Genomic DNA, 23,245 nt, shown 5'->3' with positions numbered 1-23,245 from the left:
GGCCGGATTCTGCAGACAATCCGCAAATCTCTCCGCCCGGCCGTGTCCTCGGCACGTGTCAGACGGTTATGCCCTGTGGGGGAGCTCCGGGTCGGAGCCGAGGAAGCAGGAAGAGCAATGCGCGTAGGAAGTTTCGTGTTGGGCGCCCAGTTCCCGGGCCAGGGCCAGGGGGAGGCGCTGCACCGCGCGGTCCGCTCGGCCGAGGTCGCCGAGGAGGCGGGGCTCGACACGGTCTGGCTGGCCGAGCACCACTTCGTGCCGTACGGCACCTGTCCGTCGGCCGTGACACTGGCCGCGCTGCTGCTGGGCCGTACCCGTCGCATCCGGGTCGGCACCGCCGTCAGCGTGCTGCCCACCGCCCACCCCGTGGCCCTCGGCGAGCAGGCCGCGCTGCTCCACGTCACGAGCGGCGGCCGGTTCTCGCTGGGCGTGGGCCGGGGCGGCCCGTGGGTGGACCTGGAGGTGTTCGGCGCGGGCCTGGAGGCGTACGAGAAGGGCTTTCCGGAGTCACTCGATCTGCTGGTCCGCTGGCTGCGCGAACCGGCCGTCGGCGCCTCGGGCGAGCGCTTCCGATTCCGCGAGGTGCCCGTCGTCCCGCGCCCGTCGGAGTCACTCACGGAAGGCCCGGGCCCCGAGGTCGTCGTCGCCTGCACGTCACCGGCGAGCGTGCGCATGGCGGCCGAGCGAGGGCTGCCGATGCTGCTCGGGATGCACGTCGGGGACGAGGAGAAGGCGGAGATGGTCGCCCTGTGGCGGCAGCACGCCCGTGCGGCCAGGCGCCCGGCGGCGGAGATCCACGGCGCGGCCCATGTCTCGGCCGGCGTCTGCCAGATCGCGGACCGGCGCGTCGACGCGGCGGAGACCCTGCTCAAGGCGATGCCCGGCTGGCTGCGTCAGGGCCTGGGCGCTCATGTCACGGTGGACGGCCGCGCCCGGCAGATGCGCGACCCGCACGCCTACACCGAACTGCTCTGCGGCCTGCACCCGGTGGGCCCGCCCCGGCTGTGCGCGGACCGGCTCGCGGCGACCGGCGAGCGGACCGGCATCAACCGCTTCGCCCTGCTCGTCGAGGGGTCCGGAGACCTCGCGGCGACCGAGGAGAACGTACGGCGGCTCGGGGCCGAGGTCCTCCCCCAGCTCCGCTGAGGAAGTGGGCGGGGAGCTTGCCGCTCCGGTACAGAACTGCACCTCCCGCGTACGGAACGGCAAGCGGACGATCGTGGCGTCAGCAGTCGCGGAACTCGGGCGACTGGTTCAGCACCTGGCTGCGGACCGAGGTGAAACGGGTCAGCTTCTCGTCGACAGAGGAGTCCAACGGGAACACCGCCACCCGGTGGCAGTTCTGGAAGGCCAGCCGCACCCCGAAGTGCCGCTGCAGTGCACCGCGTATGGCGTCACTCGCGAGCGCACGCAGCAGCTGGCCGCGCGCCTGCTCGTCCGGCGGGGGCGTCTGGTTGTCGGCGAACGCTCCGCCGTCGACCTTCAGCTGTGCCACCAGGGAGCTGACCATCTCCCATGCGTAAGGCAGGGAAGTCCGGACGCAGTCGACGAAGGCTGCTTCGTCGACCTCGCCTCGCTCGGCCTGTTCGAGTAGGGCCGGTGAGACGTCGAGCGACATGGGTTCTCCTCTCGCACCCCCGACTGGCAGGGGTTGCCGGACAGTTAGAGGGAGGGCGATTTCGAACACGCTGAGTACACACCTCGCGACCTCCCGTTCAATACCGTAAGCAACCGATCGTGACCGCACCAGGAGAATGCCCATATGGGCACCATCAGGTAGGCGCACAATCGGCCAGTGCGCAAGACGGGGCCAATGGGAGAAGTGGGACAGCGCCCGGGGCCGCCCGGGCACGGGCGAATCGCGCCGGGCCGGGCACGTCGAGTAGCGTTGCCGACCATGCGTCTCGTCATTGCCCGCTGCTCCGTCGACTACGCCGGGCGGCTCACCGCCCACCTGCCCTCGGCCCCCCGGCTGATCCTGGTCAAGGCTGACGGCAGCGTCTCGATCCACGCCGACGACCGGGCCTACAAGCCCCTCAACTGGATGTCGCCGCCCTGCGCCCTGAAGGAGGGCACGGGCGACGAGGAGGGCGTCTGGACCGTCGTCAACAAGGCGGGCGAGAAGCTCATCATCACGATGGAGGAGATCCTCCACGACTCCTCGCACGAACTGGGCGTCGACCCGGGCCTGATCAAGGACGGCGTGGAAGCGCACCTCCAGGAGCTGCTCGCCGACCGTATCGAGACGCTGGGCGAGGGCTACACGCTCATCCGCCGCGAGTACATGACCGCCATCGGCCCCGTCGACATCCTGTGCCGGGACGCCGAGGGCCGGACCGTCGCGGTCGAGATCAAGCGGCGCGGCGAGATCGACGGCGTGGAGCAACTCACGCGCTATCTGGAGCTGTTGAACCGCGACCCCCACCTCGCCCCGGTGCGCGGCGTCTTCGCCGCCCAGGAGATCAAGCCGCAGGCCCGCGTGCTCGCCACGGACCGCGGCATCGGCTGCCAGGTGCTGGACTACAACGCCATGCGGGGCATCGAGGACGACAAGCTGCGGTTGTTCTGAGCGGGCGTCACACACGACGTACGAGAGGGCCGGGTCCGTGTCGGCGGACCCGGCCCTCCTGCGCTGTCCCGTGCTGTTCCGGAACGGCCGTCCCGGGCGCGTCAGATGATCCGGCCCGTCGCCGGTCCCGAGCCGCTCGGCGTCCCCGGGCCCGTGCCGCTGGTCGCGGTGCTGCTCTGCGAGGCGGTCGCGGTGCCCACGGGGGAGCCGGCGGTGGTGGAGGGCGCGCCGGGGCCGCTGGCCGTGTCGGACGTCTCCGGGGTCGACGGCGGGGGCGTCTCCGTGTCGGTGGGCGCGGGTGTGGTGGGCTCCTCGGTCTCGGTCGGCGTACCTGAGTCGGTCGGCTCGGTGTCCGTGGGCTTCGGTGTCGTCGGCTTCGTCGAGGGCGAGGTCGGCGGCTCGCTCGACTCGTCCGGCGAACCCGGGTCGTCCGGGGTCTCGCTGCCGCCGGGTTCATCGGTGCTGCCCGGGCTGCTCGGGCTGTCCGACGGGCTCGCCGACTCGCTCGGCGTCGGGTCGTCCGACGTGCCGACGGTGCCGTCCGGGCCGGGGTCGGTGGGCCGGCCGGGGTCTCCCGGGTTCGCGCCGTCGTCGGACGGCCGTTCCGCGCCCAGGCCGCCGTCGTCGACACCCTGGCTGGCCGACGGGTTGACACCGACCTGGTCCGAGGGATCGCCGGCGTCGTTCTCCGACGTGGCGCCGAGGGTCACCACCGTGCCGAGCACGGCGACGAGCAGCGCGCCCGCTCCGGCGGCGACGAGGTTGCGCCGCGCGAAGCCCTTGATGCCGACGCCCGCCTTGCGGGACGGCCCGGTGGACGCCTCCCGGCTGGTGACCAGGGTCGGCGCCTGCGTGGGCGGCTGGAGCGGCGGGAAGGGCGCGGGTACGCCCGCGGGCGGCGACGCCGACTCCTCGTTCCGGGCGTCGGGCACCTCCTCCCCCGCGGTCGGGCCGAGGCCGACGACACCGAATCCGGCAGCGGCCCCCGCTCCGCCGAACCCACCCGCGCCGGCGCCGAGCCCGGGTGTGTCCCCGCTCCGGTCGGCGACCAGTGCGAGGGCACGGCGGCCCGCGACGGCGCCGCGCTTGTCGGAGAGCGCGCCGCGCAGCCCGATGGAGGCCTCCAGCTCGGCGCGGGCCCGGTCGAGGTGACCCTCGCACAGTGCGAGGACGCCGAGTTCGTGGTGGAAGTAGGCCTGTTCCGCGACGTCACCGGCGAGCCGGGAGGCCTCGGTGCCGGAGCGCAGCGCCCGCTCCCAGGCGCTCCAGTGCAGCCCGGCGGCGAACGCCGGTGCCGCGGTGCGCGCCAGCTGTACGGCGGGGCTCTCCTCGTCGCCCGCGGGCGGGGTCGTCGCCGGCACCAGCACCGCCAGGGCGGTCAGCACGGCGTCGGCCTCGGCACAGACCCGCTCCGGGGTGACCGAGGGGTGCCCGGCCCACCAGGCGTAGTGCTGGGCGGCGGCCAGCGCCCGTTCCCGTACGTCGTCGGCGTATCCGGCGCTCTCCAGCTGGGTGAGCACCCCGGCGGCGAGCCGGTAACGGGAGCCGACCGGCGAGACCAGTCCGCAGTCGGTCAGCTCGCCGAGGGCGGCGTCCGCGTGGGTGTCGCCGACCAGGGCGGGCAGATGCGCCTGGTGCGGCACCTCGCCGCCGAGCGCGACGGCGTACTCCAGGGTGGTGCGGGCCGAGGCGCTGAGCCGGGAGGCGAGCAGTGGCGCGGGCGCGGCGGCCTCACCGAGGGACGGCAGGGGTACGTCGTCGGCCTCTGCGGCGTCGTAGGGCGTGTCGTCGGCCGGACGGGCGTCGACGAAGACACCGAACTCGTCGACGGCGTCGGCACCTGCCCGCTGCCGGTCGCGCCGGCGCAGCAGGGCACCGGCCTGGACGAAGCGCAGCGGCAGTCCCTCGGACTCGAACCAGAGGTCGCCGGCCCAGTTGGCCTCCTCCTCGGTGAGGGTCCGGCCGGCGGCGCGCTCCAGCAGCTCGACGCCGTCCGAGCGGTCCAGACCGGTGAGGAAGACCTCCTCGACGGCCGAGTCGGCCAAGGGCGCGGGCACGTCCGGGGTCGCGCCGATGAGGAAGGCGCACTCGGGGGTGGCGTCCAGCAGCTCGTCGAGGGCGGTGCCGCCGAACTCGACGTCGTCCAGGACGACGACCGCGCCGACCTCTCTCAGGTGGCCGAGCAGTTCCTCCCGGTCCGGGCGGTGCAGGGGCGCGCGGTGGACGGCGTAGAAGAGGTCGTACAGGAGGTCGTCGGCCGTGCGGCGGAAGCCGCTGAGCCGGACGACGCCGTCGGGTGCGAGGCCCGCGCAGTCCTCGGCGACGACCTCGAGGAGGCTGGTGCGGCCGGAGCCGGCGGGGCCGGTGAGGCGGACGGAACGGCCGCGGGCGAGCAGTCGCACCAGGCGTTCGCGTTCGTCCTCGCGGGCCAGCAGGCCGAGCACGGTCCGGACCGGTCCCGGCGGGACGGGCGGCCTCGCGGCGCGCTCCGCCTCGGCGCGTTCGGCCGCGGTGAGCTTCTCGGGCCGGGCGGGCCGCTCCGCGGGCGGGCAGACCTCGATCTCGCTGCCGTCGACGGGATTGACGGTGAGCAGGAAGTCGCCGGACACCAGCTGCACCGTGCGGGCCAGCGCGGGCGCGTGCTGTCCGAAGTCGGTCGTGAGGGGGTCCCTGGGCGGGCGTGGGCGCGGCGTCTGGTGGTCGCCGTCTTGGCCGTGCTCCTCGGGTCCCCGGTTGTTCGGGTCCATAGGTTCAAGCCCCCCAAAAGCGTCGTGTGCAGGGCCCCGGTCGGGACCACCCTCTCCCGGCCTTGCCGCACACCGCGCTGTCGCTTCTGGTCCGGGCCCGCCAGATGGGTTCGCAAGAGGGCGGGCAGCCAGACCCTAAACCTTCGCTCAGTATCTCCGACAGTCCGGGGTACCGACCCGTCCGAGACGTCACAGTCTCGTGAGGATTGCGCGCGACGGGCGTTTCGCCGAGCGGTGTCCGGGTCCCCCCGATCCACCGGGCCACACCGGCCCGTGGCATCACACCCTGGGCAGGGTCTCCACGCCGATGCCGCCCTCGATGGCCAGGATCCGGTGCAGCCGGGTGGCCACCAGCAGGCGCTGCATCTGCGGCGGCACGCCGCGCAGCACCAGCCGCCGGCCGCAGCGGCCGGCCCGCCGGTGGGCCCCCATGATCACGCCGAGTCCGGTGGCGTCCCAGGAGTCCAGTTCGGACAGGTCCAGCACCAGGTCGCCGACTCCGTCGTCGACGGCCGAGTGCAGGACCGTACGGGCGTCCGCCGCGCTGCGGACGTCGAGGCGGCCCCCGACGACCAGCTCGACGTGGTCGCCCCTGATGTGCATATGCGCTCCCCGGCGTGGGTCTTTGTTTCGTCTCGTCGATTCTTCTGCGTGATCTTTCGGCGATATCAGGTGTCGCAACCTCTGACTGGCCGAAACGATCGGAGGTTGCCGCCTGTAAGCGAACCGATACCGAATTCACCCCGGCGTGTGACGTTTCCCGGGGTCGATGCGACCTCAGTGCTTGTAGAAGCCCTGCCCGCTCTTGCGGCCGATGTCACCGGCGTCCACCATCCGGCGCATCAGCTCCGGCGGGGCGAACTTCTCGTCCTGGGACTCGGTGTAGATGTTGCCGGTGGCGTGCAGCAGGATGTCGACGCCCGTCAGGTCGGCGGTGGCCAGCGGTCCCATGGCGTGGCCGAAGCCCAGCTTGCAGGCGAGGTCGATGTCCTCGGCGGTGGCGACGCCCGACTCGTACAGCTTCGCGGCCTCGACGACGAGGGCGGAGATGAGGCGGGTGGTGACGAAACCGGCGACGTCGCGGTTGACGACGATGCAGGTCTTGCCGGTGGACTCGGCGAACTCCCGCGCGGTGGCGAGCGTTTCGTCGCTGGTCTTGTAGCCGCGCACCAGCTCGCACAGCTGCATCATCGGGACCGGCGAGAAGAAGTGGGTGCCGACGACCCGCTCGGGGCGCTCCGTCACGGCCGCGATCTTGGTGATCGGGATGGCGGAGGTGTTGGACGCGAGGATCGCCTCGTCCTTCACCAGCTTGTCGAGGGCGCGGAAGATCTCGTGCTTGACTTCCAACTTCTCGAAGACGGCCTCGACCACGACGTCCGCGTCGGCGACGGCGTCCATGTCGGTGGTGGCGGTGATGCGCGCGAGGGCGGCCTCGGCGTCGTCGGCGGCGAGCTTCCCCTTGGCGACGAACTTGTCGTACGAGGCCCTGATGCCGTCGGTGCCGCGCCGGAGCGCCTCGTCGGTGACGTCGCGCAGGACGACGTCCCAGCCCGCCTGGGCGGAGACCTGGGCGATTCCGGACCCCATGAGACCGGCTCCGATGACGGCGAGCTTCCGTGCCACTGTGCGACTCCCCTGATACGCGCTGATTCTCGTCTCTCGGCCGGAGATTATCGGGCGTGAGGGGCTGTGTGACCGGTTAGTAACGCGCGTCACGTCTCAGATGACGGACATCACACCGAGGGGTGCCATTCGGGTGTCAGCCCGCGCCCCGTACGGCGTAGTTGAGCACCTTCTCACTCAACAGCTCCTCCATCTCGTCCAGCAGCACGAGGATGTCGCGGGACACCTGGGACGGCCTTCCTCCGGCGACCATGCGCTGGCCGATGGCCGCCATGACCGTTCCGTGCAGCCAGTTGATCTGGCCCGCCATCAGGGCGGGCGTCGCGTCGTCCGCCGCACTGCCGGTCTCCTCGCGCAGGGTCTGCTCCAGGTTGAGGAGCACCTCCTGGCCGGTCGCCCACATCCGTGAACGCAGGGCGGGCGATTCCTGGATGACCGTCATGAACTGCGCATAGCCGTCCATCAGGCCGACGCGGGGCGAGACCGTCTCGACCTCCTCGCGCAGCTCGCGCAGCACCGCCCGCGCCGCCGACTCCCCGTCCCGCCGCCCGCGCACCCAGCGGGAGAGCCGGTCGATGACGCCCTTGGAGCGGTCGAGGAAGAGGTCCTCCTTGGCCGGGAAGTAGTTGTAGACGGTGTTGACGGAGACGTTCGCGGCGTCCGCGACCTCCGCCACCGTCACGGCCTCGAAGCCGCGTTCCAGGAACAGGCCCGTGGCGACATCCGAGATGTACTGCCGGGTCTGCCGCTTCTTCCGTTCCCTGAGTCCCTCGGCCATGCCTCGCATCCTAGCTGCGCCGACTCCATCTGCTGGTACCGCTGAAAATTTGGGGTCGTTGCAAAATTTCAGTGATTCTGTTTTTCTGGATCGCATGGCAATCATCAGTACGGCCGGTCTGGCCCGTACCTTCGAGACGAAGCGCGGCCCGGTCGAGGCGGTGCGCGGCATCGATCTGACCGTCCGCGAAGGCGAGATCCTCGGCTTCCTGGGCCCCAACGGCGCCGGCAAGACCACCACCCTCCGGATGCTCACGACGCTGCTCGCCCCCACCGGCGGCGCGGCCACCGTCGCCGGCCACGACCTGGCGACCGACCCGGCCGGGGTGCGCGCGGCGTGCGGGTACGTGGCGCAGTCGGGCGGAGTGGACACGCAGATCACCGTGCGGGAGGAACTGGTCACCCAGGGCCGCCTGTACCGCCTGTCAAAGGCGCGGGCCGTCGAGCGCGCCGGGGAGCTGGCCCGCGACCTGGGCCTCGCCGAGCTGCTCGACCGCAAGTGCGGCGCGCTCTCCGGCGGCCAGCGGCGCCGGCTGGACATCGCGATGGCGCTCACGCACCGCCCGAAGGTGCTCTTCCTGGACGAGCCGACCACCGGCCTGGACCCGGGCAGCCGCGCCGACCTGTGGGACCTGGTCCGCCGGCTGCGCGACGAGTACGGCACCACGGTCTTCCTGACCACCCACTACCTCGACGAGGCCGACGCCCTCGCCGACCGCCTGGTGGTCGTGGACCGGGGCGTGGTGGCGGCCGAGGGCACTCCCGGCGCGCTGAAGCTGGAGTACGGCGGCTCGCTCGACGCCCCGCTCCAGGACACCTTCCTCGCCATCACCGGCCGCGACGCCGCCCCCGCGGACGCGGCCCCCGTAGCCGTATAGCACCCCGACGAACCGAGGACCGCCCCCGATGCTGCTCCACGACACCGCTCTCATCTACGGCCGCTATCTGCGCCAGTCCCTGCGTTCCCGCTTCGCGCTGCTCTTCGGCGTGCTGATGCCACTGCTGTACCTGCTCTTCTTCGGCCCGCTGCTGACCGACCTGCCGCTCGGCGGCCAGGGCAGCTCCTGGCAGGTGCTCGTCCCCGGCCTGCTGCTCCAACTCGGTCTGTTCGGGGCCTCCTTCGCGGGCTTCTCGATCATCATCGAGAACGGCCAGGGGGTGGTCGAGCGCATGCGCGTCACGCCCGTCAGCCGCCTGGCCCTGCTGCTGGGCCGGGTGCTGCGGGACGCCACCGTCTTCGCCTTCCAGGCGGTGCTGCTGGTGCTGGCGGCGGTGGTGATGGGCCTGCGCGCGCCGCTGCCCGGCGTGCTCATCGGCTTCGCGTTCGTCGCCCTGCTCACGGTCTCGCTGGCGTCGCTGTCGTACGCGCTCGCGATGAAGGTACGGACGCCGCAGGAGTTCGGCCCCACCATCAACGCGCTCACCATGCCCGCGATGCTGCTGTCCGGCCTGATGCTCCCGATGACGCTGGGGCCGGCGTGGCTGGACGTGCTCTCGCACCTGATGCCGTTCCGCTATCTGGTCGACGCGGTACGGGACGCGTACATCGGCAGCTACGCGACGGCGCACATGCTGTACGGCGTCCTGGTCGCCGTCGCCCTCACCGCGCTGGCCGTGACGGTGGGCACACGTGTCTTCCGTACCGCCGGGTCGTAACTACGCTGACCCCATGGTCAACCTGACGCGCATCTACACCCGGACCGGCGACCAGGGCACCACCGCCCTCGGTGACATGAGCCGGGTCCCCAAGACCGACCTCCGCATCTCCGCGTACGCCGACGCCAACGAGGCGAACGCGGTGATCGGCACGGCGATCGCCCTCGGCGGCCTGCACGAGGAGGTCGTCAAGGTCCTCGTCCGCGTCCAGAACGACCTGTTCGACGTGGGCGCGGACCTGTCGACGCCGGTGGTGGAGAACCCCGAGTTCCCGCCGCTGCGGGTCGAGCAGTTCTACGTCGACAAGCTGGAGGCGGACTGCGACCGCTTCCTGGCCGAGGTGGAGAAGCTCCGCTCCTTCATCCTGCCCGGCGGCACGTCCGGCGCGGCCCTGCTGCACCAGGCCTGCACGGTGGTGCGGCGGGCCGAGCGCTCGACGTGGGCGGCGCTGGAGGTCCACGGCGAGACGATGAACCCGCTCACCGCGACCTACCTGAACCGTCTCTCGGACCTGCTCTTCATCCTGGCCCGCGTGGCCAACAAGGAGGTCGGGGACGTGCTGTGGGTGCCGGGCGGGGAGCGCTAGCCAGCCGGCGGCCGACGCGCCGACCGGATCAGCCCCCACACGGTCTGCGCGCCGCCGACGCACATCATCACGATGCCGACCTTCGGCAGGTCGACGACGGGGACGTCCACGTCTCCCGCGAACAGCCAGAGGGCGAGGCCGACCACGAAGGTGCCGCCGCCCTCCCACAGATTCCGCTCCGGCAGGTACCTCATCGGCGTGCGTCCTCCAGGTCCTTCGCCGCCTCGGACGTGGCCGTCGCCGTCCCCGCCGGGGCCTTCCTCGGCCAGATCGCGTAGGTCAGCGCGATCACCCCGTGGATGCCGGCGGTGCGCCAGGCCGTGTACTGCCAGCTCTCCAGGGAGCCGGTGCGGCTCGGATCGTCGACGTACCACATGGCGATCTGGAGCAGGCCGGTCGCCACGGCGGCGGCGAGCAGCGTGCCGAGCCACACCTTGCCCTCGTGCCGGGCGCGGGCCATGCCGTAACGCGGCGGGCCGGCCGGTTTCGGGGCTCCGCTCAACCGGTGGGCGGCGTGGCCGTCGAGCCACTTCACCGTGCGGTGGCCGTGGCCCACCGTGTAGCCGATGTACAGGGCCGCCAGGCCGTGCTTCCAGCTCGGGTCGGCGCCGTTCTTCAGGTCCAGCGCGGTGACGACCAGCAGCACGACCTCCAGCAGCGGCTCGCACAGCAGCAGCGCCATGCCCGCGCGCGGCATCTTCAGCAGATAGCGGACGGACAGTCCCGCCGCCAGCAGTACCCAGAAGCCGATCTCGCAGACGATGATCAGGGTGACGATCACGGTTCGCTCCTCTCGATCGCCCTTCCAGGCTCTCCCGCCGGGGCGGCCGGATCGTCGTCAGCGGTGACGAACCTCCGGTACATCGAAAGATGCAGTGCGGGACCGTTCCGCGGGATCAGGCGAGCGGGGCGCGGGCCGTGTTGGATGGTGGCATGCCCGTACGACTCCCCCGCCCGCGCCGCTTCGACGTGTACGCCGCGTCGGCCGGTCTGCTGGGCGGGCTGCTGCTGTGGGGCATCGGCCTGGGCGTGCGGCCCGCCGGCGAGCCGATCGTGCTGTTCGACGGCCGCTGGCCGCTGCTGGTCCCGCTCGCCGTCATCGCGGGCTGCGAGCTGCTGCGCCGCGCCGCGCCGCGCACCGGTCTGCTGATCGGCACGGCCGCGCTGATCGGGGACACGCTCACGCAGGGCAGCCTGGTCACGGTGATCATGTACACCGACCTGATGTACGCCGCCGTGCTGTACGGCCCGCCCGCCGCGGCCCGCCGCATCCCGTGGATCACCGGACTGCTGACCGTGGCCGCGACCCTGGTGCCGTTCGCGGTGTGGCGGGTGCCCGAGGCGTTGCTCATCGGTGTCGCCGTCGGCATCGTGTCCTTCGCGCCCGCCTCCACCGGCCTGATCGTGCGCAACCACCGCGAGGCCGCCGACGCCGCGCTGCTGCGTGCCGAGCAGACCGCGCTGCTGGCCGAGATGGACCGGGTCCAGGCGGTGACCGCCGAGCGTGCCCGGATGGCCCGCGAACTGCACGACATGGTCGCGGGCCACCTCTCCGCGATCGCCATCCACTCCACGGCCGCGCTCTCCCTGGACGACCCGGCCACCGCCCGGCAGGCGCTCGGCGTCATCCGCGAGAACAGCGTCGAGGGACTGGCCGAGATGCGACGGCTGATCGGCATCCTGCGGGACGACGGCGGGGACACCGAACCCGCCGCCGCGCCCACCCTCGACGGCCTCGGCGCCCTGGTCGACGGCGCCCGCGCAGGCGGCCTCGACGTCACCCTGGAGGCGGCGCCCGGCGAAGGGCTGCCCGCGCCGGTCGAGCTGGCCGCGTACCGGATCGTGCAGGAGTCCCTCACCAACGCCCTCAAGCACGCGGCACCGGGGACGGTACGCCTCGCACTCACCCGGCACGACGACACCCTGCACGTCCGGGTGACCAGCCCGTACGGCGACCGGGACACCCCGCGTGCCCCCGGCTCGGGCGCCGGTCTCGTCGGCATGCGGGAGCGGGCGGCGCTGCTGCACGGCACGTTCGAGGCCGGGCCGGTGGCGGACCCCGACTCGACGGGCGGCAAGATCTGGACCGTACGCGCCACCCTGCCCCTGACCGAAGGAGACCTCGCATGATCCGCGTCCTCGTCGCCGAGGACCAGTCCGCCGTCCGCGCCGGACTGGTGCTGATCCTGGGCAGCGCCCCGGACATCGAGGTGGTCGGGGAGGCGGCGGACGGCGAGCAGGCGGTGGCGCTGGCCCGGGAGCTGCGGCCGGACGTGGTGCTGATGGACGTTCAGATGCCCCGGCTGGACGGGGTGTCGGCGACCCGGCGGGTGGTCGCCGAGCAACTCGCCGACGTGCTCGTACTGACCACCTTCGACCTGGACGAGTACGTCTTCGGGGCGCTGCGGGCGGGGGCCGCCGGGTTCCTGCTGAAGAACACGGAGGCGAAGGACCTCCTCGCGGCCGTGCGCACGGTGGCGGGCGGCGAGGGGATCGTCGCCCCGGCCGTCACCCGGCGGCTGATCGCCGAGTTCGCCGCGAAGCCGGTCCGGGAGCCGACCGCTGATCCGTCGGTGCTGGGGGACCTCACCCGGCGCGAGCGCGAGGTGCTGTCCTGTCTCGGCGAGGGGCTGTCCAACGCGGCCATCGCCGAGCGGCTGGACATGGCCGAGGCCACGGTGAAGACGCACGTCAGCCGCCTGCTGGGGAAGCTGGCACTGCGTAGCCGGGTGCAAGCGGCGGTGCTCGCGCAGGAGTTGGGGATCTAGTTCCCTTCTCAACTACAGGGCGTAGCACTGGTCCAGACCTATTGACCTATGGTCCAGACCTTTCTATTCTCGCGGCACTGCGAGCATGAGGCTCAGTCATGCCCACGACACAACCCCACATAAGGAGGCGCAGCATGCGCTTCAGACACAAAGCCGCGGCGCTCGTCGCGACCCTGGCGCTTCCCCTCGCCGGAATGGTCGGCCTCGCGAGTCCCGCCCAGGCGGCCACCAGCGCGACGGCCACCTTCGCCAAGACCTCGGACTGGGGCACCGGCTTCGGCGGCAAGTGGACCGTGAAGAACACCGGCACCACGACCATCAACTCCTGGAACGTCGAGTGGGACTTCCCCTCCGGCACCAAGGTCACCTCCGCCTGGGACGCCACGGTCACCAACTCCGGTGACCACTGGACCGCCAAGAACGTCGGCTGGAACGGCACCCTCGCCCCCGGGGCGTCGGTCTCCTTCGGCTTCAACGGCAGCGGCCCCGGCTCCCCGTCCAACTGCAAGCTCAACGGCGGCAGCTGCGACGGCACCTCCGTCCCCGGCGACAAGGCACCCTCGGCGCCCGGGACACCCACCGCCTCGGGCATCACCGACACCTCGGTGAAGCTGTCCTGGTCCGCGGCGACCGACGACAAGGGCATCAAGAACTACGACGTCCTGCGCGACGGTGCCAAGGTCGCCACGGTCACCGGCACCACTTACACCAACACCGGCCTGACCGCCGGCACCGACTACTCCTACACCGTCCAGGCCCGTGACACCGCCGACCAGACCGGCCCGGTCAGCGGCGCGGTGAAGGTCACCACCACCGGTGGCGGCGGCGGCCCCGACCCGCAGCCGGGCGAAGAGGTCAAGCTCGGCTACTTCACCAACTGGGGCGTCTACGGACGCAACTACCACGTGAAGAACCTGGTCACCTCCGGCTCCGCCGAGAAGATCACGCACATCAACTACGCCTTCGGCAACGTCCAGGGCGGCAAGTGCACCATCGGTGACGCCTACGCCGACTACGACAAGGCGTACACCGCCGACCAGTCCGTCGACGGCGTCGCCGACACCTGGGACCAGCCGCTGCGCGGCAACTTCAACCAGCTGCGCAAGCTGAAGGCCCAGTACCCGCACATCAAGGTGCTGTTCTCCTTCGGCGGCTGGACCTGGTCCGGCGGCTTCCCCGACGCGGTGAAGAACCCGGCCGCCTTCGCGAAGTCCTGCCACGACCTGGTCGAGGACCCGCGCTGGGCCGACGTCTTCGACGGCATCGACCTGGACTGGGAGTACCCGAACGCCTGCGGACTCAGCTGCGACACGACCAGCGCACCGAACGCCTTCAGCACCATGATGAAGGCCATGCGCGCCGAGTTCGGCAACGACCTGGTCACCGCGGCCGTCACCGCCGACGCCTCCGACGGCGGCAAGATCGAGGCCGCCGACTACGGCGCCGCCGCTCAGTACATCGACTGGTACAACGTGATGACGTACGACTTCTTCGGCGCCTGGGCGAAGAACGGCCCGACCGCTCCGCACTCGCCGCTGACCTCGTACGACGGCATCCCGCAGCAGGGCTTCAACTCCGCCGAGGCGATCGCCAAGTTCAAGGCGGCGGGCGTCCCGGCCGACAAGCTGCTGCTCGGCATCGGCTTCTACGGCCGCGGCTGGACCGGCGTCACCCAGTCCGCGCCCGGCGGCACGGCGACCGGCCCGGCGGCCGGCACGTACGAGGCGGGCATCGAGGACTACAAGGTCCTCAAGAACAGCTGCCCGGCGACCGGCACCGTCGCCGGCACCGCGTACGCGCACTGCGGCAGCAACTGGTGGTCCTACGACACCCCGGCCACCGTCAAGTCCAAGATGGACTGGGCCGAGCAGCAGAAGCTGGGCGGCGCCTTCTTCTGGGAGTTCAGCGGCGACACCGCGAACGGCGAGCTGGTGAGCGCCATCGACAGCGGTCTCAAGTAGGAACAGCTCGTAGGAACGCTAAGCGACATTGACGCGCTGACCGGGCGGGGCTGCCTCAAGCCACGCGAGAAATCCGGTCAGCGCGTCTTCGCTCATCGCCAGTTCGAGCCGCGTGCCCCGATGGAGACAGGCCAGGACGATGGCGTCGGAGAGCAGCGCCAGCTCCTCCTCGCCGTCGGGGACGCGGCGGCCGGCCACCTCGATCGCGGAGCGTTCCAGGACGCGGCGCGGGCGGGGGGAGTACGAGAAGACGCGGTACCACTCGACCCGGTCGCCGTTGTAGCGGGCCACTCCGTAGGACCAGCCCTTGCCGGCTCCGTCGCCCTCCTTGGGGGCGTCCCAGCGCAGGGAGCAGTCGAAGGTGCCGCCCGATCGCTGGATCAGCCGGCGGCGCAGACCGAAGACGAAGAGCCCGATCACCACCAGGGCGACGACAATTCCGCACACAGTCAGAGCGAGGACCATCGACACCGACCTCCTCGTCTCCTAGGTAACGGAACGGAAAAAACACCCGGATCTGCCTCAGCCGCGGCCGGGTCCGGATGGCTCCGGTCCCAGCCGCGGCTGAGTGACGTCATAGCACAGCGCCGTGGATCAGCGCCCCGCCGCCGCGCGCAGTCGGACGTCCGCGCGACGCTCGGCGTGGGCGTCACCCTCCGCCTTCGCGCGCTCGAGCTCCCGCTCCGCGCGCTGGACGTCGATCTCGTCCGACAGCTCGGCGATCTCGGCCAGCAGCGACAGCTTGTTGTCCGCGAACGAAATGAAACCGCCGTGCACCGCGGCGACGACCGTCCCACCGTCACTCGTACGAATGGTCACCGGGCCCGACTCCAGCACACCGAGCAGCGGCTGGTGACCGGGCATGACGCCGATGTCGCCGGACGTGGTGCGCGCGACGACCAGGGTGGCCTCGCCGGACCAGACCTCTCGGTCGGCCGCGACCAGCGCGACGTGCAGATCAGCAGCCAAGGTGGCTCCTCGGGTCACCACCCGGCCGGAGAGCCGGGTGTTGGTTACAAGTCTAATAGGCGTGACGGAGGGGACGGGACGTACCCGCCCCCTCCGGTGTGAGCCCTGGGGCTCACGATGAGCACGAGGCTCAGGAGACGCCGAGCTCCTTCGCGTTCTTCTTCAGGTCCTCGATGCCACCGCACATGAAGAACGCCTGCTCCGGGAAGTGGTCGTACTCACCGTCGCAGATCGAGTTGAACGCGGCGATCGACTCGTCCAGCGGCACGTCCGAACCGTCCACGCCGGTGAACTGCTTGGCGACGTGGGTGTTCTGGGACAGGAAGCGCTCCACGCGACGGGCACGGTGGACGACGAGCTTGTCCTCCTCGCCGAGCTCGTCGATACCGAGGATCGCGATGATGTCCTGCAGGTCCTTGTACTTCTGCAGGATGCTCTTCACGCGCATCGCGGCCTGGTAGTGGTCCGCCGCGATGTACCGCGGGTCGAGGATGCGGGACGTGGAGTCCAGCGGGTCCACGGCCGGGTAGATGCCCTTCTCGGAGATCGGACGGGAGAGCACCGTCGTCGCGTCGAGGTGGGCGAAGGTGGTGGCCGGGGCCGGGTCGGTCAGGTCGTCCGCGGGGACGTAGATCGCCTGCATCGAGGTGATCGAGTGACCACGGGTCGAGGTGATGCGCTCCTGGAGGAGACCCATCTCGTCGGCCAGGTTCGGCTGGTAGCCCACCGCGGAGGGCATGCGGCCGAGCAGGGTCGACACCTCGGAGCCCGCCTGGGTGAAGCGGAAGATGTTGTCGATGAAGAACAGCACGTCCTGCTTCTGGACGTCACGGAAGTACTCGGCCATGGTCAGGCCGGCCAGCGCGACGCGCAGACGGGTGCCCGGCGGCTCGTCCATCTGACCGAAGACCAGCGCGGTCTTGTCGATGACGCCGGACTCGCTCATCTCGTCGATGAGGTCGTTGCCCTCACGGGTGCGCTCACCGACACCGGCGAACACGGAGACACCGTCGTGGTTGTTGGCGACGCGGTAGATCATCTCCTGGATGAGCACCGTCTTGCCGACGCCGGCGCCGCCGAACAGACCGATCTTGCCGCCCTTGACGTACGGGGTCAGCAGGTCGATGACCTTGACGCCGGTCTCGAACATCTCGGTCTTCGACTCGAGCTCGTCGAAGTTCGGCGCCTTGCGGTGGATCGGCCAGCGCTCACCGGTGTACTGCTCGTCGACGTTCAGCACCTCACCGAGGGTGTTGAACACCTTGCCCTTGGTGAAGTCGCCGACGGGCACCGAGATGGCGGAGCCCGTGTCGGTCACCGCGGCCTGGCGGACCAGGCCGTCGGTGGGCTGCATGGAGATGGTGCGGACCAGGCCGTCACCCAGGTGCTGGGCGACCTCCAGGGTCAGCTTCTTCAGCTCGCCCGCCTGCGCCGGGTCGGCGACCTCGACGTGGAGGGCGTTGTAGATCTCCGGCATCGCGTCGACGGGGAACTCCACGTCGACGACCGGGCCGATGACCCGGGCGACGCGGCCCGTGGCCGTCGCGGTCTCAACAGTGGTGGTCATTAGTTGTCACTCCCCGCGTTCGCGTCGGCCAGGGCACTGGCGCCACCGACGATCTCGCTGATTTCCTGGGTGATTTCGGCCTGGCGGGCCGCGTTGGCAAGACGGGAGAGCGTGTTGATCAGCTCGCCCGCGTTGTCGGTGGCCGACTTCATCGCGCGCCGCGTGGCGGCGTGCTTGGAAGCGGCCGACTGCAGCAGCGCGTTGTAGACGCGGCTCTCGACGTAGCGCGGCAGCAGGGCGTCGAGGACGTCCTCCGCCGACGGCTCGAAGTCGTACAGCGGAAGGATCTCGTCCTTCGTCGTCGACTCCTTCGCGACCTCGTCGAGGCTCAGCGGCAGCAGCCGGGAATCGACCGCCGTCTGCGTCATCATCGAGACGAACTCGGTGTAGACGATGTGGAGCTCGTCCACGCCGCCGTCCGCCGTCTCCTTCTCGATGGCCTCGATCAGCGGCGCCGCGACCTTCTTGGCGTCCGCGTACGAGGGCTCGTCGGTGAAGCCCGTGAACGACTCCGCGACCTTGCGGTCACGGAAGTTGTAGTGGGCGACGCCGCGCCGGCCGACGATGTACGTGTCGACCTGCCTGCCCTCGCGCTCGAGGCGCTCGGTCAGCTGCTCCGCCGCCTTGATGGCGTTGGAGTTGAAGGCGCCGGCCAGACCGCGGTCGCTCGTGAGGAGCAGGACCGCGGCGCGGGTCGGGTTGTCCGCCTCCGTGGTCAGCGGGTGCTTGGTGTTCGAACCGGTACCGACCGCCGTGACCGCGCGGGTCAGTTCCTGCGCGTACGGCGTGGAGGCCGCCACCTTGCGCTGCGCCTTGACGACGCGCGAGGCGGCGATCATCTCCATCGCCTTGGTGATCTTCTTGGTCGCGGTGACGGATCGGATGCGACGCTTGTAGACCCGGAGCTGGGCTCCCATGAGTCAGGTCCCTTCCTTACGTCACTTGGCGGCGGACGGGGCGTCCTCGCCGAGCAGCCTGCCGTCCGAGGTCTCGAACTGCTTCTTGAATGCCGCGATCGCCTCGGCGATGGCCTGCAGGGTGTCGTCGGACATCTTGGCGCCCTCGCGGATGGAGGTCATGAGGCCCTGCTCCTGGCGGTGCAGGTACTCGAGGAGCTCCTTCTCGAAGCGGCGGATGTCGGCGACCGGCACCTCGTCCATCTTGCCGGTGGTGCCGGCCCAGACGGAGACGACCTGGTCCTCGGTGGACATCGGCTGGTACTGGTCCTGCTTCAGCAGCTCGACCATGCGCTGACCGCGCTCCAACTGCGCCTTCGACGCGGCGTCCAGGTCGGAACCGAAGGCGGCGAACGCCTCCATCTCACGGAACTGGGCGAGGTCCACGCGCAGTCGGCCGGAGACCTGCCGCAGGGCCTTGTGCTGGGCGGATCCACCGACGCGGGAGACCGAGATACCGACGTTCAGGGCCGGACGCTGACCGGCGTTGAACAGGTCGGACTCCAGGAAGCACTGGCCGTCGGTGATGGAGATGACGTTGGTCGGGATGAACGCCGACACGTCGTTGGCCTTGGTCTCGACGATCGGCAGACCCGTCATCGAACCGGCGCCCTCGGCGTCGGAGAGCTTCGCGCAGCGCTCCAGCAGACGGGAGTGCAGGTAGAAGACGTCACCGGGGTAGGCCTCGCGGCCCGGCGGGCGGCGCAGCAGCAGCGACACGGCGCGGTAGGCGTCGGCCTGCTTCGACAGGTCGTCGAAGATGATCAGGACGTGCTTGCCCTCGTACATCCACTGCTGGCCGATGGCCGAGCCGGTGTACGGCGCCAGGTACTTGAAGCCGGCCGGGTCGGACGCCGGGGCGGCCACGATGGTCGTGTACTCCAGCGCGCCGTTCTCCTCCAGCGCGCCGCGGACCGACGCGATCGTCGAGCCCTTCTGGCCGATGGCGACGTAGATGCAGCGGACCTGCTTGCTCGGGTCGCCGGTGCGCCAGTTGTCACGCTGGTTGATGATCGTGTCGACGGCCAGCGCGGTCTTGCCGGTCTGGCGGTCGCCGATGACCAGCTGACGCTGACCACGGCCGATCGGGGTCATGGCGTCGACGGCCTTGTAGCCCGTCTCCATCGGCTCGTGCACCGACTTGCGCTGCATGACGGTGGGGGCCTGCAGCTCGAGGGCGCGGCGGCCCTCGGTCTCGATCTCGCCGAGGCCGTCGATCGGGTTGCCGAGGGGGTCGACCACGCGGCCGAGGTAGCCCTCGCCCACGGCGACCGACAGGACCTCGCCGGTGCGGGTGACCGGCTGGCCCTCCTCGATACCGCTGAACTCACCGAGGACGACGCAACCGATCTCGCGCTCCTCGAGGTTGAGGGCGAGGCCGAGGGTGCCGTCCTCGAACTTCAGCAGTTCGTTGGCCATGGCCGAGGGAAGACCCTCGACCTTCGCGATGCCGTCGCCGGCAAGGGTGACCGTACCGACCTCCTCGCGCGAGGCCGCGTCCGGCTTGTACGACTGGACGAAGTTCTCCAGCGCGTCCCGGATCTCCTCCGGCCGGATCGTGAGCTCCGCCATCTGAGTTCCCTGCTCTCCTTGTTGGGCCCGAAGTTTCACTTGGGGGGTATTCCACGAGTCGGGGACTCCCCCCAAAAAGAGGTGAATCCTCTGCACGGCCCAACCAGGGCCGTCGTAAGTACGTACTGCTGCTTGCTGTGCTGTTGTGGCGCGAAGGTGTCAGCTCGCCATCCGGCGGCCGGCGTCCTCCAGGCGGTCCGCGATGGAGCCGTTGATGACCTCGTCACCGACCTGCACCCGCATCCCGCCGAGGACCTCGGGGTCCACGTCGAGGTTGAGGTGCATCGGGCGGCCGTAGACCTTCGCGAGGGCCGCGCCGAGGCGCTGCTTCTGCGTGTCGCTCAGCGGCACCGCCGAGGTGACGACGGCGACCATCCGGTCCCGCCGGTCGGCGGCGAGCTTGGACAGGGATTCGAGTCCCGACTCCAGGCTACGTCCCCGCGGCACGGTGACAAGGCGCGTCACCAGACGCTCGGTGGTCACGTCCGCCCGGCCGCCGAGCAGGCTGCGCAGCAGCTCGCCCTTGGCCGAGGTGGTGGCCGAGCGGTTGGTCAGCGCGGCGCGCAGCTCGGTGTTCGAGGCGACGATCCGGCCGAACCGGAACAGCTCGTCCTCGACGTTGTCGAGCCGGCCCGCCTTCTGCGCGGCGGTGAGGTCGGCGGTGTCCGCCAGCTCCTCCAGCGCGTCCACCAGGTCGCGCGACTGCGACCAGCGGGAGCGCACCATGCCGGTCACCAGGTCGGCGGTGGGACCGCTGACCTGGGTGCCGAGGAGGCGCTGGGCGAGCTCGGCCTTGGCCTCGCCGGCCTGCGCCGGGTCGGTGAGGACCCGACGCAGCGACACCTCGCGGTGGAGCAGCGCGGTGACGGCGGCCAGCTCGTCGGCGAGCGAGCCGGCGTTCACGGACGTGGAGTCCGTCAGCGCGTCGAGACGCTCACGTGCGGCAGCCAGGGCCTCGCGGCTCGCTCCGTTCATCGGGTTGCCTCTGCCTTCGTCGCCTTGTCGTCCAGCTCGTCCAGGAAGCGGTCGATGACGCGGCTCTGCCGGGCGTGGTCCTCGAGGGACTCGCCGACGAGCTTGCCGGCCAGCTGAGTGGCCAGCTGTCCGACGTCCTGGCGCAGCGCGGACGCGGCGGCCTTGCGGTCGGCCTGGATCTGGGCGTGACCGGCGGCGATGATCTCCTCACGCTGCCGCTGGCCTTCCGCGCGCATCTCGGCGATGAGCGTGGCGCCCTGCTCCTGCGCCTCCTGGCGCAGGCGCGCGGCCTCGTGCCGGGCCTCGGCGAGCTGGGCCTTGTACTGCTCAAGGACGCTCTGGGCCTCGGTCTGCGCGGCCTCGGCCTTCTCGATACCGCCCTCGATGGCCTCGCGACGCTCTTCCAGAACCTTGTTGATGTTCGGGAGCAGCTTCTTGGCGAGGAAGCCGAAGACGATGACGAAAGCGATGAGGCCGATGACAACTTCCGGCCACGGCGGAATGAGGGGATTCTCCTTCTCACCCTCAGCCGCCAGGAAAACCAGGGCGGAGTTCACATCAGTGCCTTTCGTCGAAAGGGTCGGTCGTCAGTGCTCGTCTTAGTAGACGAACGGCATGACGAGACCGATCAGGGCGAGCGCCTCACAGAAGGCGAAGCCCAGGATCTGGTTGGCGCGGATGAGGCCGGCAGCCTCGGGCTGACGGGCGAGGGCCTGGGTGCCGTTACCGAAGATGATGCCGACGCCGACGCCGGGGCCAATGGCGGCCAGGCCGTAACCGACGGAGCTGAGCGAACCTTCGACGGCAGCAAGGGTCTGGGACATGCCAGTTCTTCCTTTTCTTTACGGACCGGTGGGGGTTGGCCACCGGACGGCTGGGGGGTACGAGGCGGGACGGGCTCAGTGGTGCTCGGCGAGCGCGCCCTGGATGTAGGTGCAGGTCAGCAGCACGAACACGTACGCCTGCACGGCCTGGATGAAGAGCTCGAAGGCCGTCATGATGATCGTCATCACGAACGAGACGCCCGCGTAGGCGATGCCGATGCCATTCAGCAGGTACCAGCTGGCGATCGTGAAGAGGAGCAGCAGCGTGTGGCCCGCGAACATGTTCGCGAAGAGCCGGACGGCGTGCGTGAAGGGGCGGACCAGCAGGTTCGAGAAGAACTCGATGGTCATCGACAGCGGCAGCACCGCGCCGAGCGACTTGTCGTAGCCGGTGACGTTCTTGAAGAAGCCGACGAATCCGTGGCGCTTGAAGGTGAGCGACACCCACAGGACGTAGACGATCAGGGCCAGGACCATCGGGTAGGCGATGATCGAGGTCACCGGGAACTGGGCGACCGGGATGATCGACCAGAGGTTCATCATCCAGACGAAGAAGAAGAGAGTGACGATCAGCGGAACGTACTTCTCTCCTTCCTTCTTGCCGATGGTCTCGTAGACGACGCCACGACGGATGAAGTCGTAGCCGGCCTCGGCGACCATCTGGAGCTTGCCCGGGACAACCTTCGGCTTGCCGAACGCGGCCCAGAAGAAGCCCACGATGATGATCGAGCCGAGCAGGGCCAGGAGCATCGGCTTGTTGAAGTACATGCCGTTGCCGTCTGCGTTGCCCCAGAGCGGCTCGAAGAGGAACGAGTGCAGGCCGGGAGCCGGGAAGCCACATCCGTCGAAAATGTGGCAGTCGGTCTCGAAGGCGAGCACCTGCGTCGGGTCAGCACTCACCGCGGGCTCCTTCATCGTGGCGCATGGGTACGGCAACCTCGTTGTGTCGGCGCGGCGCGGGGCCGCAGTTCGGCACGGGACTGGTGTTACGGGTGTGGGGGCGGCTGTGGGGCATCTCGCCTCGCGATTCAACAGGCGTCAGCTGGGATGCCCGCGCCCGCGATGCCGCAGTTGGCACCGGACGATAGCAGGACTTCACATGCCTCTTTATCCCGGCCCTACCCCTCACGACGAGTGGCCCGTCTTTTCGGGCTTTTCGCTCGACGAGTCGGGTTCGACGTAGAGAATCTTGGCCTTCATGTGGGCGCGCGTCTGCGCGGCGATCCACGCGAGCGTGACGGCGACCAAAGTGATCGCGAAGGACCGGGGGTTGAACAGCGTCGTGTTCTTGAACGCGGCGAGGAAGACGAACAGCAGCAGGATCTGTGCCGCGTAGAGCATCAGGCCCATCGCCTGGAAAAGGTGCGGAAGCGATTTGGCGGTGCGCTGCAGGACGTAGAGACCGATCCCCATGAAGAGCATGGCCACCGCCGTCGCGACGACGGCTCCGACCGCCCCCTTGCCGCCGGCGACCACGGCGCTGACGACGGCGGCTACAGCGCCGACGGCAGCCGTGGGCACGGCAGCCTGAAGCAGGATCCGGACGTCATTGGACGGCATGGCGGCAACTCCGCTTTCACACACAGGGGGCAGGTGTCGTCATGGACGAGCGTAATCCCGGGCCGAACGGTGTCCTCACGCCCAAGAGACCGTCGCACTACGGTCCTTAAGGCTCTACCCGGGGGTTCTCGT

The 23,245-nt window shown here is 70.2% G+C and carries 25 protein-coding genes; 8 read left to right on the top strand and 17 right to left on the bottom strand.

The genetic code is table 11. The features are described from left to right. The first annotated feature begins 117 nt into the window (after positions 1 to 117). The gene (locus ACFW48_RS21295; RefSeq protein WP_386316771.1) at positions 118 to 1,146 is read left to right on the top strand and encodes an LLM class flavin-dependent oxidoreductase; all 1,029 of its coding nucleotides are present in this window, start codon (positions 118 to 120) and stop codon (positions 1,144 to 1,146) included. 79 nt (positions 1,147 to 1,225) lie between these two features. On the opposite strand, the gene ACFW48_RS21290 is transcribed toward ACFW48_RS21295, so the two are convergent. Beyond that, positions 1,226 to 1,618, bottom strand: a complete 393-nt coding sequence (locus ACFW48_RS21290) for an SCO5389 family protein (protein ID WP_055421911.1) — start codon at positions 1,616 to 1,618, stop codon at positions 1,226 to 1,228. A gap of 279 nt (positions 1,619 to 1,897) precedes the next feature. On the opposite strand from ACFW48_RS21290, the gene nucS reads away from it, so the two are divergent. Further along, positions 1,898 to 2,569 carry an endonuclease NucS gene (gene nucS, locus ACFW48_RS21285; RefSeq protein WP_332430688.1) on the top strand — a complete coding sequence of 224 codons (672 nt, stop codon included), beginning with the start codon at positions 1,898 to 1,900 and terminating at the stop codon, positions 2,567 to 2,569. Between the two features lie 101 nt (positions 2,570 to 2,670). Here nucS and ACFW48_RS21280 read toward each other — a convergent pair whose 3' ends face one another. From ACFW48_RS21280 to ACFW48_RS21265, 4 genes are all read right to left on the bottom strand, one after another. Beyond that, the gene (locus ACFW48_RS21280; protein WP_386316768.1) at positions 2,671 to 5,316 is read right to left on the bottom strand and encodes an ATP-binding protein; all 2,646 of its coding nucleotides are present in this window, start codon (positions 5,314 to 5,316) and stop codon (positions 2,671 to 2,673) included. A 279-nt stretch (positions 5,317 to 5,595) separates the two neighbouring features. Then, positions 5,596 to 5,919, bottom strand: a complete 324-nt coding sequence (locus tag ACFW48_RS21275; protein WP_003973611.1) for an STAS domain-containing protein — start codon at positions 5,917 to 5,919, stop codon at positions 5,596 to 5,598. A gap of 174 nt (positions 5,920 to 6,093) precedes the next feature. Beyond that, positions 6,094 to 6,942 carry a 3-hydroxyacyl-CoA dehydrogenase family protein gene (locus ACFW48_RS21270; RefSeq protein WP_386316766.1) on the bottom strand — a complete coding sequence of 283 codons (849 nt, stop codon included), beginning with the start codon at positions 6,940 to 6,942 and terminating at the stop codon, positions 6,094 to 6,096. A 136-nt stretch (positions 6,943 to 7,078) separates the two neighbouring features. Next, positions 7,079 to 7,720 (bottom strand): TetR/AcrR family transcriptional regulator, encoded by a 642-nt coding sequence (locus ACFW48_RS21265; RefSeq protein ID WP_386316764.1) that lies wholly within the window; start codon positions 7,718 to 7,720, stop codon positions 7,079 to 7,081. 94 nt (positions 7,721 to 7,814) lie between these two features. Between ACFW48_RS21265 and ACFW48_RS21260 the strand changes: the two genes are divergently transcribed. Genes ACFW48_RS21260 through ACFW48_RS21250 form a run of 3 tightly spaced genes read left to right on the top strand, consistent with a single transcriptional unit; the run spans position 7,815 to position 9,961 of the window. Beyond that, positions 7,815 to 8,597, top strand: a complete 783-nt coding sequence (locus ACFW48_RS21260) for an ABC transporter ATP-binding protein (RefSeq protein ID WP_386316762.1) — start codon at positions 7,815 to 7,817, stop codon at positions 8,595 to 8,597. A 28-nt stretch (positions 8,598 to 8,625) separates the two neighbouring features. Further along, on the top strand, positions 8,626 to 9,375 hold the full coding sequence (locus ACFW48_RS21255; RefSeq protein ID WP_386316760.1) for an ABC transporter permease: 750 nt from the start codon (positions 8,626 to 8,628) through the stop codon (positions 9,373 to 9,375). A gap of 13 nt (positions 9,376 to 9,388) precedes the next feature. Beyond that, positions 9,389 to 9,961, top strand: a complete 573-nt coding sequence (locus tag ACFW48_RS21250) for a cob(I)yrinic acid a,c-diamide adenosyltransferase (RefSeq protein WP_386316758.1) — start codon at positions 9,389 to 9,391, stop codon at positions 9,959 to 9,961. Here ACFW48_RS21250 and ACFW48_RS21245 read toward each other — a convergent pair. Further along, on the bottom strand, positions 9,958 to 10,155 hold the full coding sequence (locus ACFW48_RS21245; protein WP_386316756.1) for a DUF5708 family protein: 198 nt from the start codon (positions 10,153 to 10,155) through the stop codon (positions 9,958 to 9,960). The two genes, ACFW48_RS21250 and ACFW48_RS21245, sit on opposite strands and share 4 nt — an antisense overlap. Next, positions 10,152 to 10,742 carry a hypothetical protein gene (locus ACFW48_RS21240; protein ID WP_386316754.1) on the bottom strand — a complete coding sequence of 197 codons (591 nt, stop codon included), beginning with the start codon at positions 10,740 to 10,742 and terminating at the stop codon, positions 10,152 to 10,154. Before ACFW48_RS21240 ends, ACFW48_RS21245 begins: the two co-directional genes overlap by 4 nt. Positions 10,743 to 10,894: 152 nt before the next feature. Between ACFW48_RS21240 and ACFW48_RS21235 the strand changes: the two genes are divergently transcribed. From ACFW48_RS21235 to ACFW48_RS21225, 3 genes are all read left to right on the top strand, one after another. Next, positions 10,895 to 12,091 carry a sensor histidine kinase gene (locus tag ACFW48_RS21235; RefSeq protein WP_386316752.1) on the top strand — a complete coding sequence of 399 codons (1,197 nt, stop codon included), beginning with the start codon at positions 10,895 to 10,897 and terminating at the stop codon, positions 12,089 to 12,091. Next, positions 12,088 to 12,729, top strand: coding sequence for a response regulator (locus ACFW48_RS21230; RefSeq protein ID WP_386316750.1), 642 nt, complete (start codon positions 12,088 to 12,090; stop codon positions 12,727 to 12,729). The genes ACFW48_RS21235 and ACFW48_RS21230 overlap by 4 nt, the downstream gene beginning before the upstream one ends. A gap of 134 nt (positions 12,730 to 12,863) precedes the next feature. Continuing rightward, positions 12,864 to 14,690, top strand: coding sequence for a glycosyl hydrolase family 18 protein (locus tag ACFW48_RS21225; RefSeq protein WP_386316749.1), 1,827 nt, complete (start codon positions 12,864 to 12,866; stop codon positions 14,688 to 14,690). Between the two features lie 18 nt (positions 14,691 to 14,708). On the opposite strand, the gene ACFW48_RS21220 is transcribed toward ACFW48_RS21225, so the two are convergent. The 10 genes from ACFW48_RS21220 to ACFW48_RS21175 all read right to left on the bottom strand — a co-directional run bounded on the left by ACFW48_RS21220 (position 14,709) and on the right by ACFW48_RS21175 (position 23,113). Next, complete coding sequence (locus tag ACFW48_RS21220; RefSeq protein ID WP_386316747.1) at positions 14,709 to 15,155, bottom strand: DUF2550 domain-containing protein; 447 nt, start codon at positions 15,153 to 15,155, stop codon at positions 14,709 to 14,711. A 129-nt stretch (positions 15,156 to 15,284) separates the two neighbouring features. Further along, on the bottom strand, positions 15,285 to 15,659 hold the full coding sequence (locus tag ACFW48_RS21215; RefSeq protein ID WP_064729863.1) for a F0F1 ATP synthase subunit epsilon: 375 nt from the start codon (positions 15,657 to 15,659) through the stop codon (positions 15,285 to 15,287). Between the two features lie 130 nt (positions 15,660 to 15,789). Further along, positions 15,790 to 17,226 carry a F0F1 ATP synthase subunit beta gene (gene atpD, locus ACFW48_RS21210; RefSeq protein WP_345629843.1) on the bottom strand — a complete coding sequence of 479 codons (1,437 nt, stop codon included), beginning with the start codon at positions 17,224 to 17,226 and terminating at the stop codon, positions 15,790 to 15,792. Beyond that, the gene (locus ACFW48_RS21205; RefSeq protein WP_386316744.1) at positions 17,226 to 18,143 is read right to left on the bottom strand and encodes a F0F1 ATP synthase subunit gamma; all 918 of its coding nucleotides are present in this window, start codon (positions 18,141 to 18,143) and stop codon (positions 17,226 to 17,228) included. The genes atpD and ACFW48_RS21205 overlap by 1 nt, the downstream gene beginning before the upstream one ends. 21 nt (positions 18,144 to 18,164) lie before the next feature. Next, on the bottom strand, positions 18,165 to 19,754 hold the full coding sequence (gene atpA / locus ACFW48_RS21200) for a F0F1 ATP synthase subunit alpha (RefSeq protein WP_310871213.1): 1,590 nt from the start codon (positions 19,752 to 19,754) through the stop codon (positions 18,165 to 18,167). 159 nt (positions 19,755 to 19,913) lie between these two features. Continuing rightward, a complete protein-coding gene (locus ACFW48_RS21195; protein WP_386316742.1) occupies positions 19,914 to 20,729 on the bottom strand; it encodes a F0F1 ATP synthase subunit delta in 816 nt (271 codons plus the stop codon). Next, complete coding sequence (locus ACFW48_RS21190) at positions 20,726 to 21,286, bottom strand: F0F1 ATP synthase subunit B (protein ID WP_375914505.1); 561 nt, start codon at positions 21,284 to 21,286, stop codon at positions 20,726 to 20,728. Before ACFW48_RS21190 ends, ACFW48_RS21195 begins: the two co-directional genes overlap by 4 nt. A 42-nt stretch (positions 21,287 to 21,328) precedes the next feature. Continuing rightward, on the bottom strand, positions 21,329 to 21,553 hold the full coding sequence (gene atpE, locus ACFW48_RS21185) for an ATP synthase F0 subunit C (protein ID WP_030545783.1): 225 nt from the start codon (positions 21,551 to 21,553) through the stop codon (positions 21,329 to 21,331). 75 nt (positions 21,554 to 21,628) lie between these two features. Next, positions 21,629 to 22,468 carry a F0F1 ATP synthase subunit A gene (gene atpB, locus ACFW48_RS21180; protein WP_375914501.1) on the bottom strand — a complete coding sequence of 280 codons (840 nt, stop codon included), beginning with the start codon at positions 22,466 to 22,468 and terminating at the stop codon, positions 21,629 to 21,631. A 210-nt stretch (positions 22,469 to 22,678) separates the two neighbouring features. Then, entirely contained in the window at positions 22,679 to 23,113 is a 435-nt protein-coding gene (locus ACFW48_RS21175; RefSeq protein WP_386316739.1) for a hypothetical protein, read from the bottom strand. Positions 23,114 to 23,245 lie beyond the last annotated feature (132 nt).

Source organism: Streptomyces sp. NPDC058812, from assembly GCF_042744565.1.
Lineage (GTDB): Bacteria > Actinomycetota > Actinomycetes > Streptomycetales > Streptomycetaceae > Streptomyces > Streptomyces thinghirensis.
Note: the sequence above shows the minus strand (reverse complement) of the source record. Positions and strands in the feature narration are given on the sequence as shown.

Bases quoted from the DNA above. Each gene is read 5' to 3' on its own strand.
- ACFW48_RS21230 (WP_386316750.1), top strand. From the start codon at position 12,088: ATGATCCGCGTCCTCGTCGCCGAGGACCAGTCCGCCGTCCGCGCCGGA.
- atpE (WP_030545783.1), bottom strand. From the start codon at position 21,553: ATGTCCCAGACCCTTGCTGCCGTCGAAGGTTCGCTCAGCTCCGTCGGT.
- atpA (WP_310871213.1), bottom strand. From the start codon at position 19,754: ATGGCGGAGCTCACGATCCGGCCGGAGGAGATCCGGGACGCGCTGGAG.
- ACFW48_RS21295 (WP_386316771.1), top strand. From the start codon at position 118: ATGCGCGTAGGAAGTTTCGTGTTGGGCGCCCAGTTCCCGGGCCAGGGC.
- ACFW48_RS21245 (WP_386316756.1), bottom strand. From the start codon at position 10,155: ATGAGGTACCTGCCGGAGCGGAATCTGTGGGAGGGCGGCGGCACCTTC.
- nucS (WP_332430688.1), top strand. From the start codon at position 1,898: ATGCGTCTCGTCATTGCCCGCTGCTCCGTCGACTACGCCGGGCGGCTC.
- ACFW48_RS21205 (WP_386316744.1), bottom strand. From the start codon at position 18,143: ATGGGAGCCCAGCTCCGGGTCTACAAGCGTCGCATCCGATCCGTCACC.
- ACFW48_RS21290 (WP_055421911.1), bottom strand. From the start codon at position 1,618: ATGTCGCTCGACGTCTCACCGGCCCTACTCGAACAGGCCGAGCGAGGC.
- ACFW48_RS21260 (WP_386316762.1), top strand. From the start codon at position 7,815: ATGGCAATCATCAGTACGGCCGGTCTGGCCCGTACCTTCGAGACGAAG.
- ACFW48_RS21175 (WP_386316739.1), bottom strand. From the start codon at position 23,113: ATGCCGTCCAATGACGTCCGGATCCTGCTTCAGGCTGCCGTGCCCACG.
- ACFW48_RS21255 (WP_386316760.1), top strand. From the start codon at position 8,626: ATGCTGCTCCACGACACCGCTCTCATCTACGGCCGCTATCTGCGCCAG.
- ACFW48_RS21280 (WP_386316768.1), bottom strand. From the start codon at position 5,316: ATGGACCCGAACAACCGGGGACCCGAGGAGCACGGCCAAGACGGCGAC.
- ACFW48_RS21195 (WP_386316742.1), bottom strand. From the start codon at position 20,729: ATGAACGGAGCGAGCCGCGAGGCCCTGGCTGCCGCACGTGAGCGTCTC.
- ACFW48_RS21250 (WP_386316758.1), top strand. From the start codon at position 9,389: ATGGTCAACCTGACGCGCATCTACACCCGGACCGGCGACCAGGGCACC.
- ACFW48_RS21265 (WP_386316764.1), bottom strand. From the start codon at position 7,720: ATGGCCGAGGGACTCAGGGAACGGAAGAAGCGGCAGACCCGGCAGTAC.
- ACFW48_RS21275 (WP_003973611.1), bottom strand. From the start codon at position 5,919: ATGCACATCAGGGGCGACCACGTCGAGCTGGTCGTCGGGGGCCGCCTC.
- ACFW48_RS21225 (WP_386316749.1), top strand. From the start codon at position 12,864: ATGCGCTTCAGACACAAAGCCGCGGCGCTCGTCGCGACCCTGGCGCTT.
- ACFW48_RS21220 (WP_386316747.1), bottom strand. From the start codon at position 15,155: ATGGTCCTCGCTCTGACTGTGTGCGGAATTGTCGTCGCCCTGGTGGTG.
- atpB (WP_375914501.1), bottom strand. From the start codon at position 22,468: ATGAAGGAGCCCGCGGTGAGTGCTGACCCGACGCAGGTGCTCGCCTTC.
- atpD (WP_345629843.1), bottom strand. From the start codon at position 17,226: ATGACCACCACTGTTGAGACCGCGACGGCCACGGGCCGCGTCGCCCGG.
- ACFW48_RS21235 (WP_386316752.1), top strand. From the start codon at position 10,895: ATGCCCGTACGACTCCCCCGCCCGCGCCGCTTCGACGTGTACGCCGCG.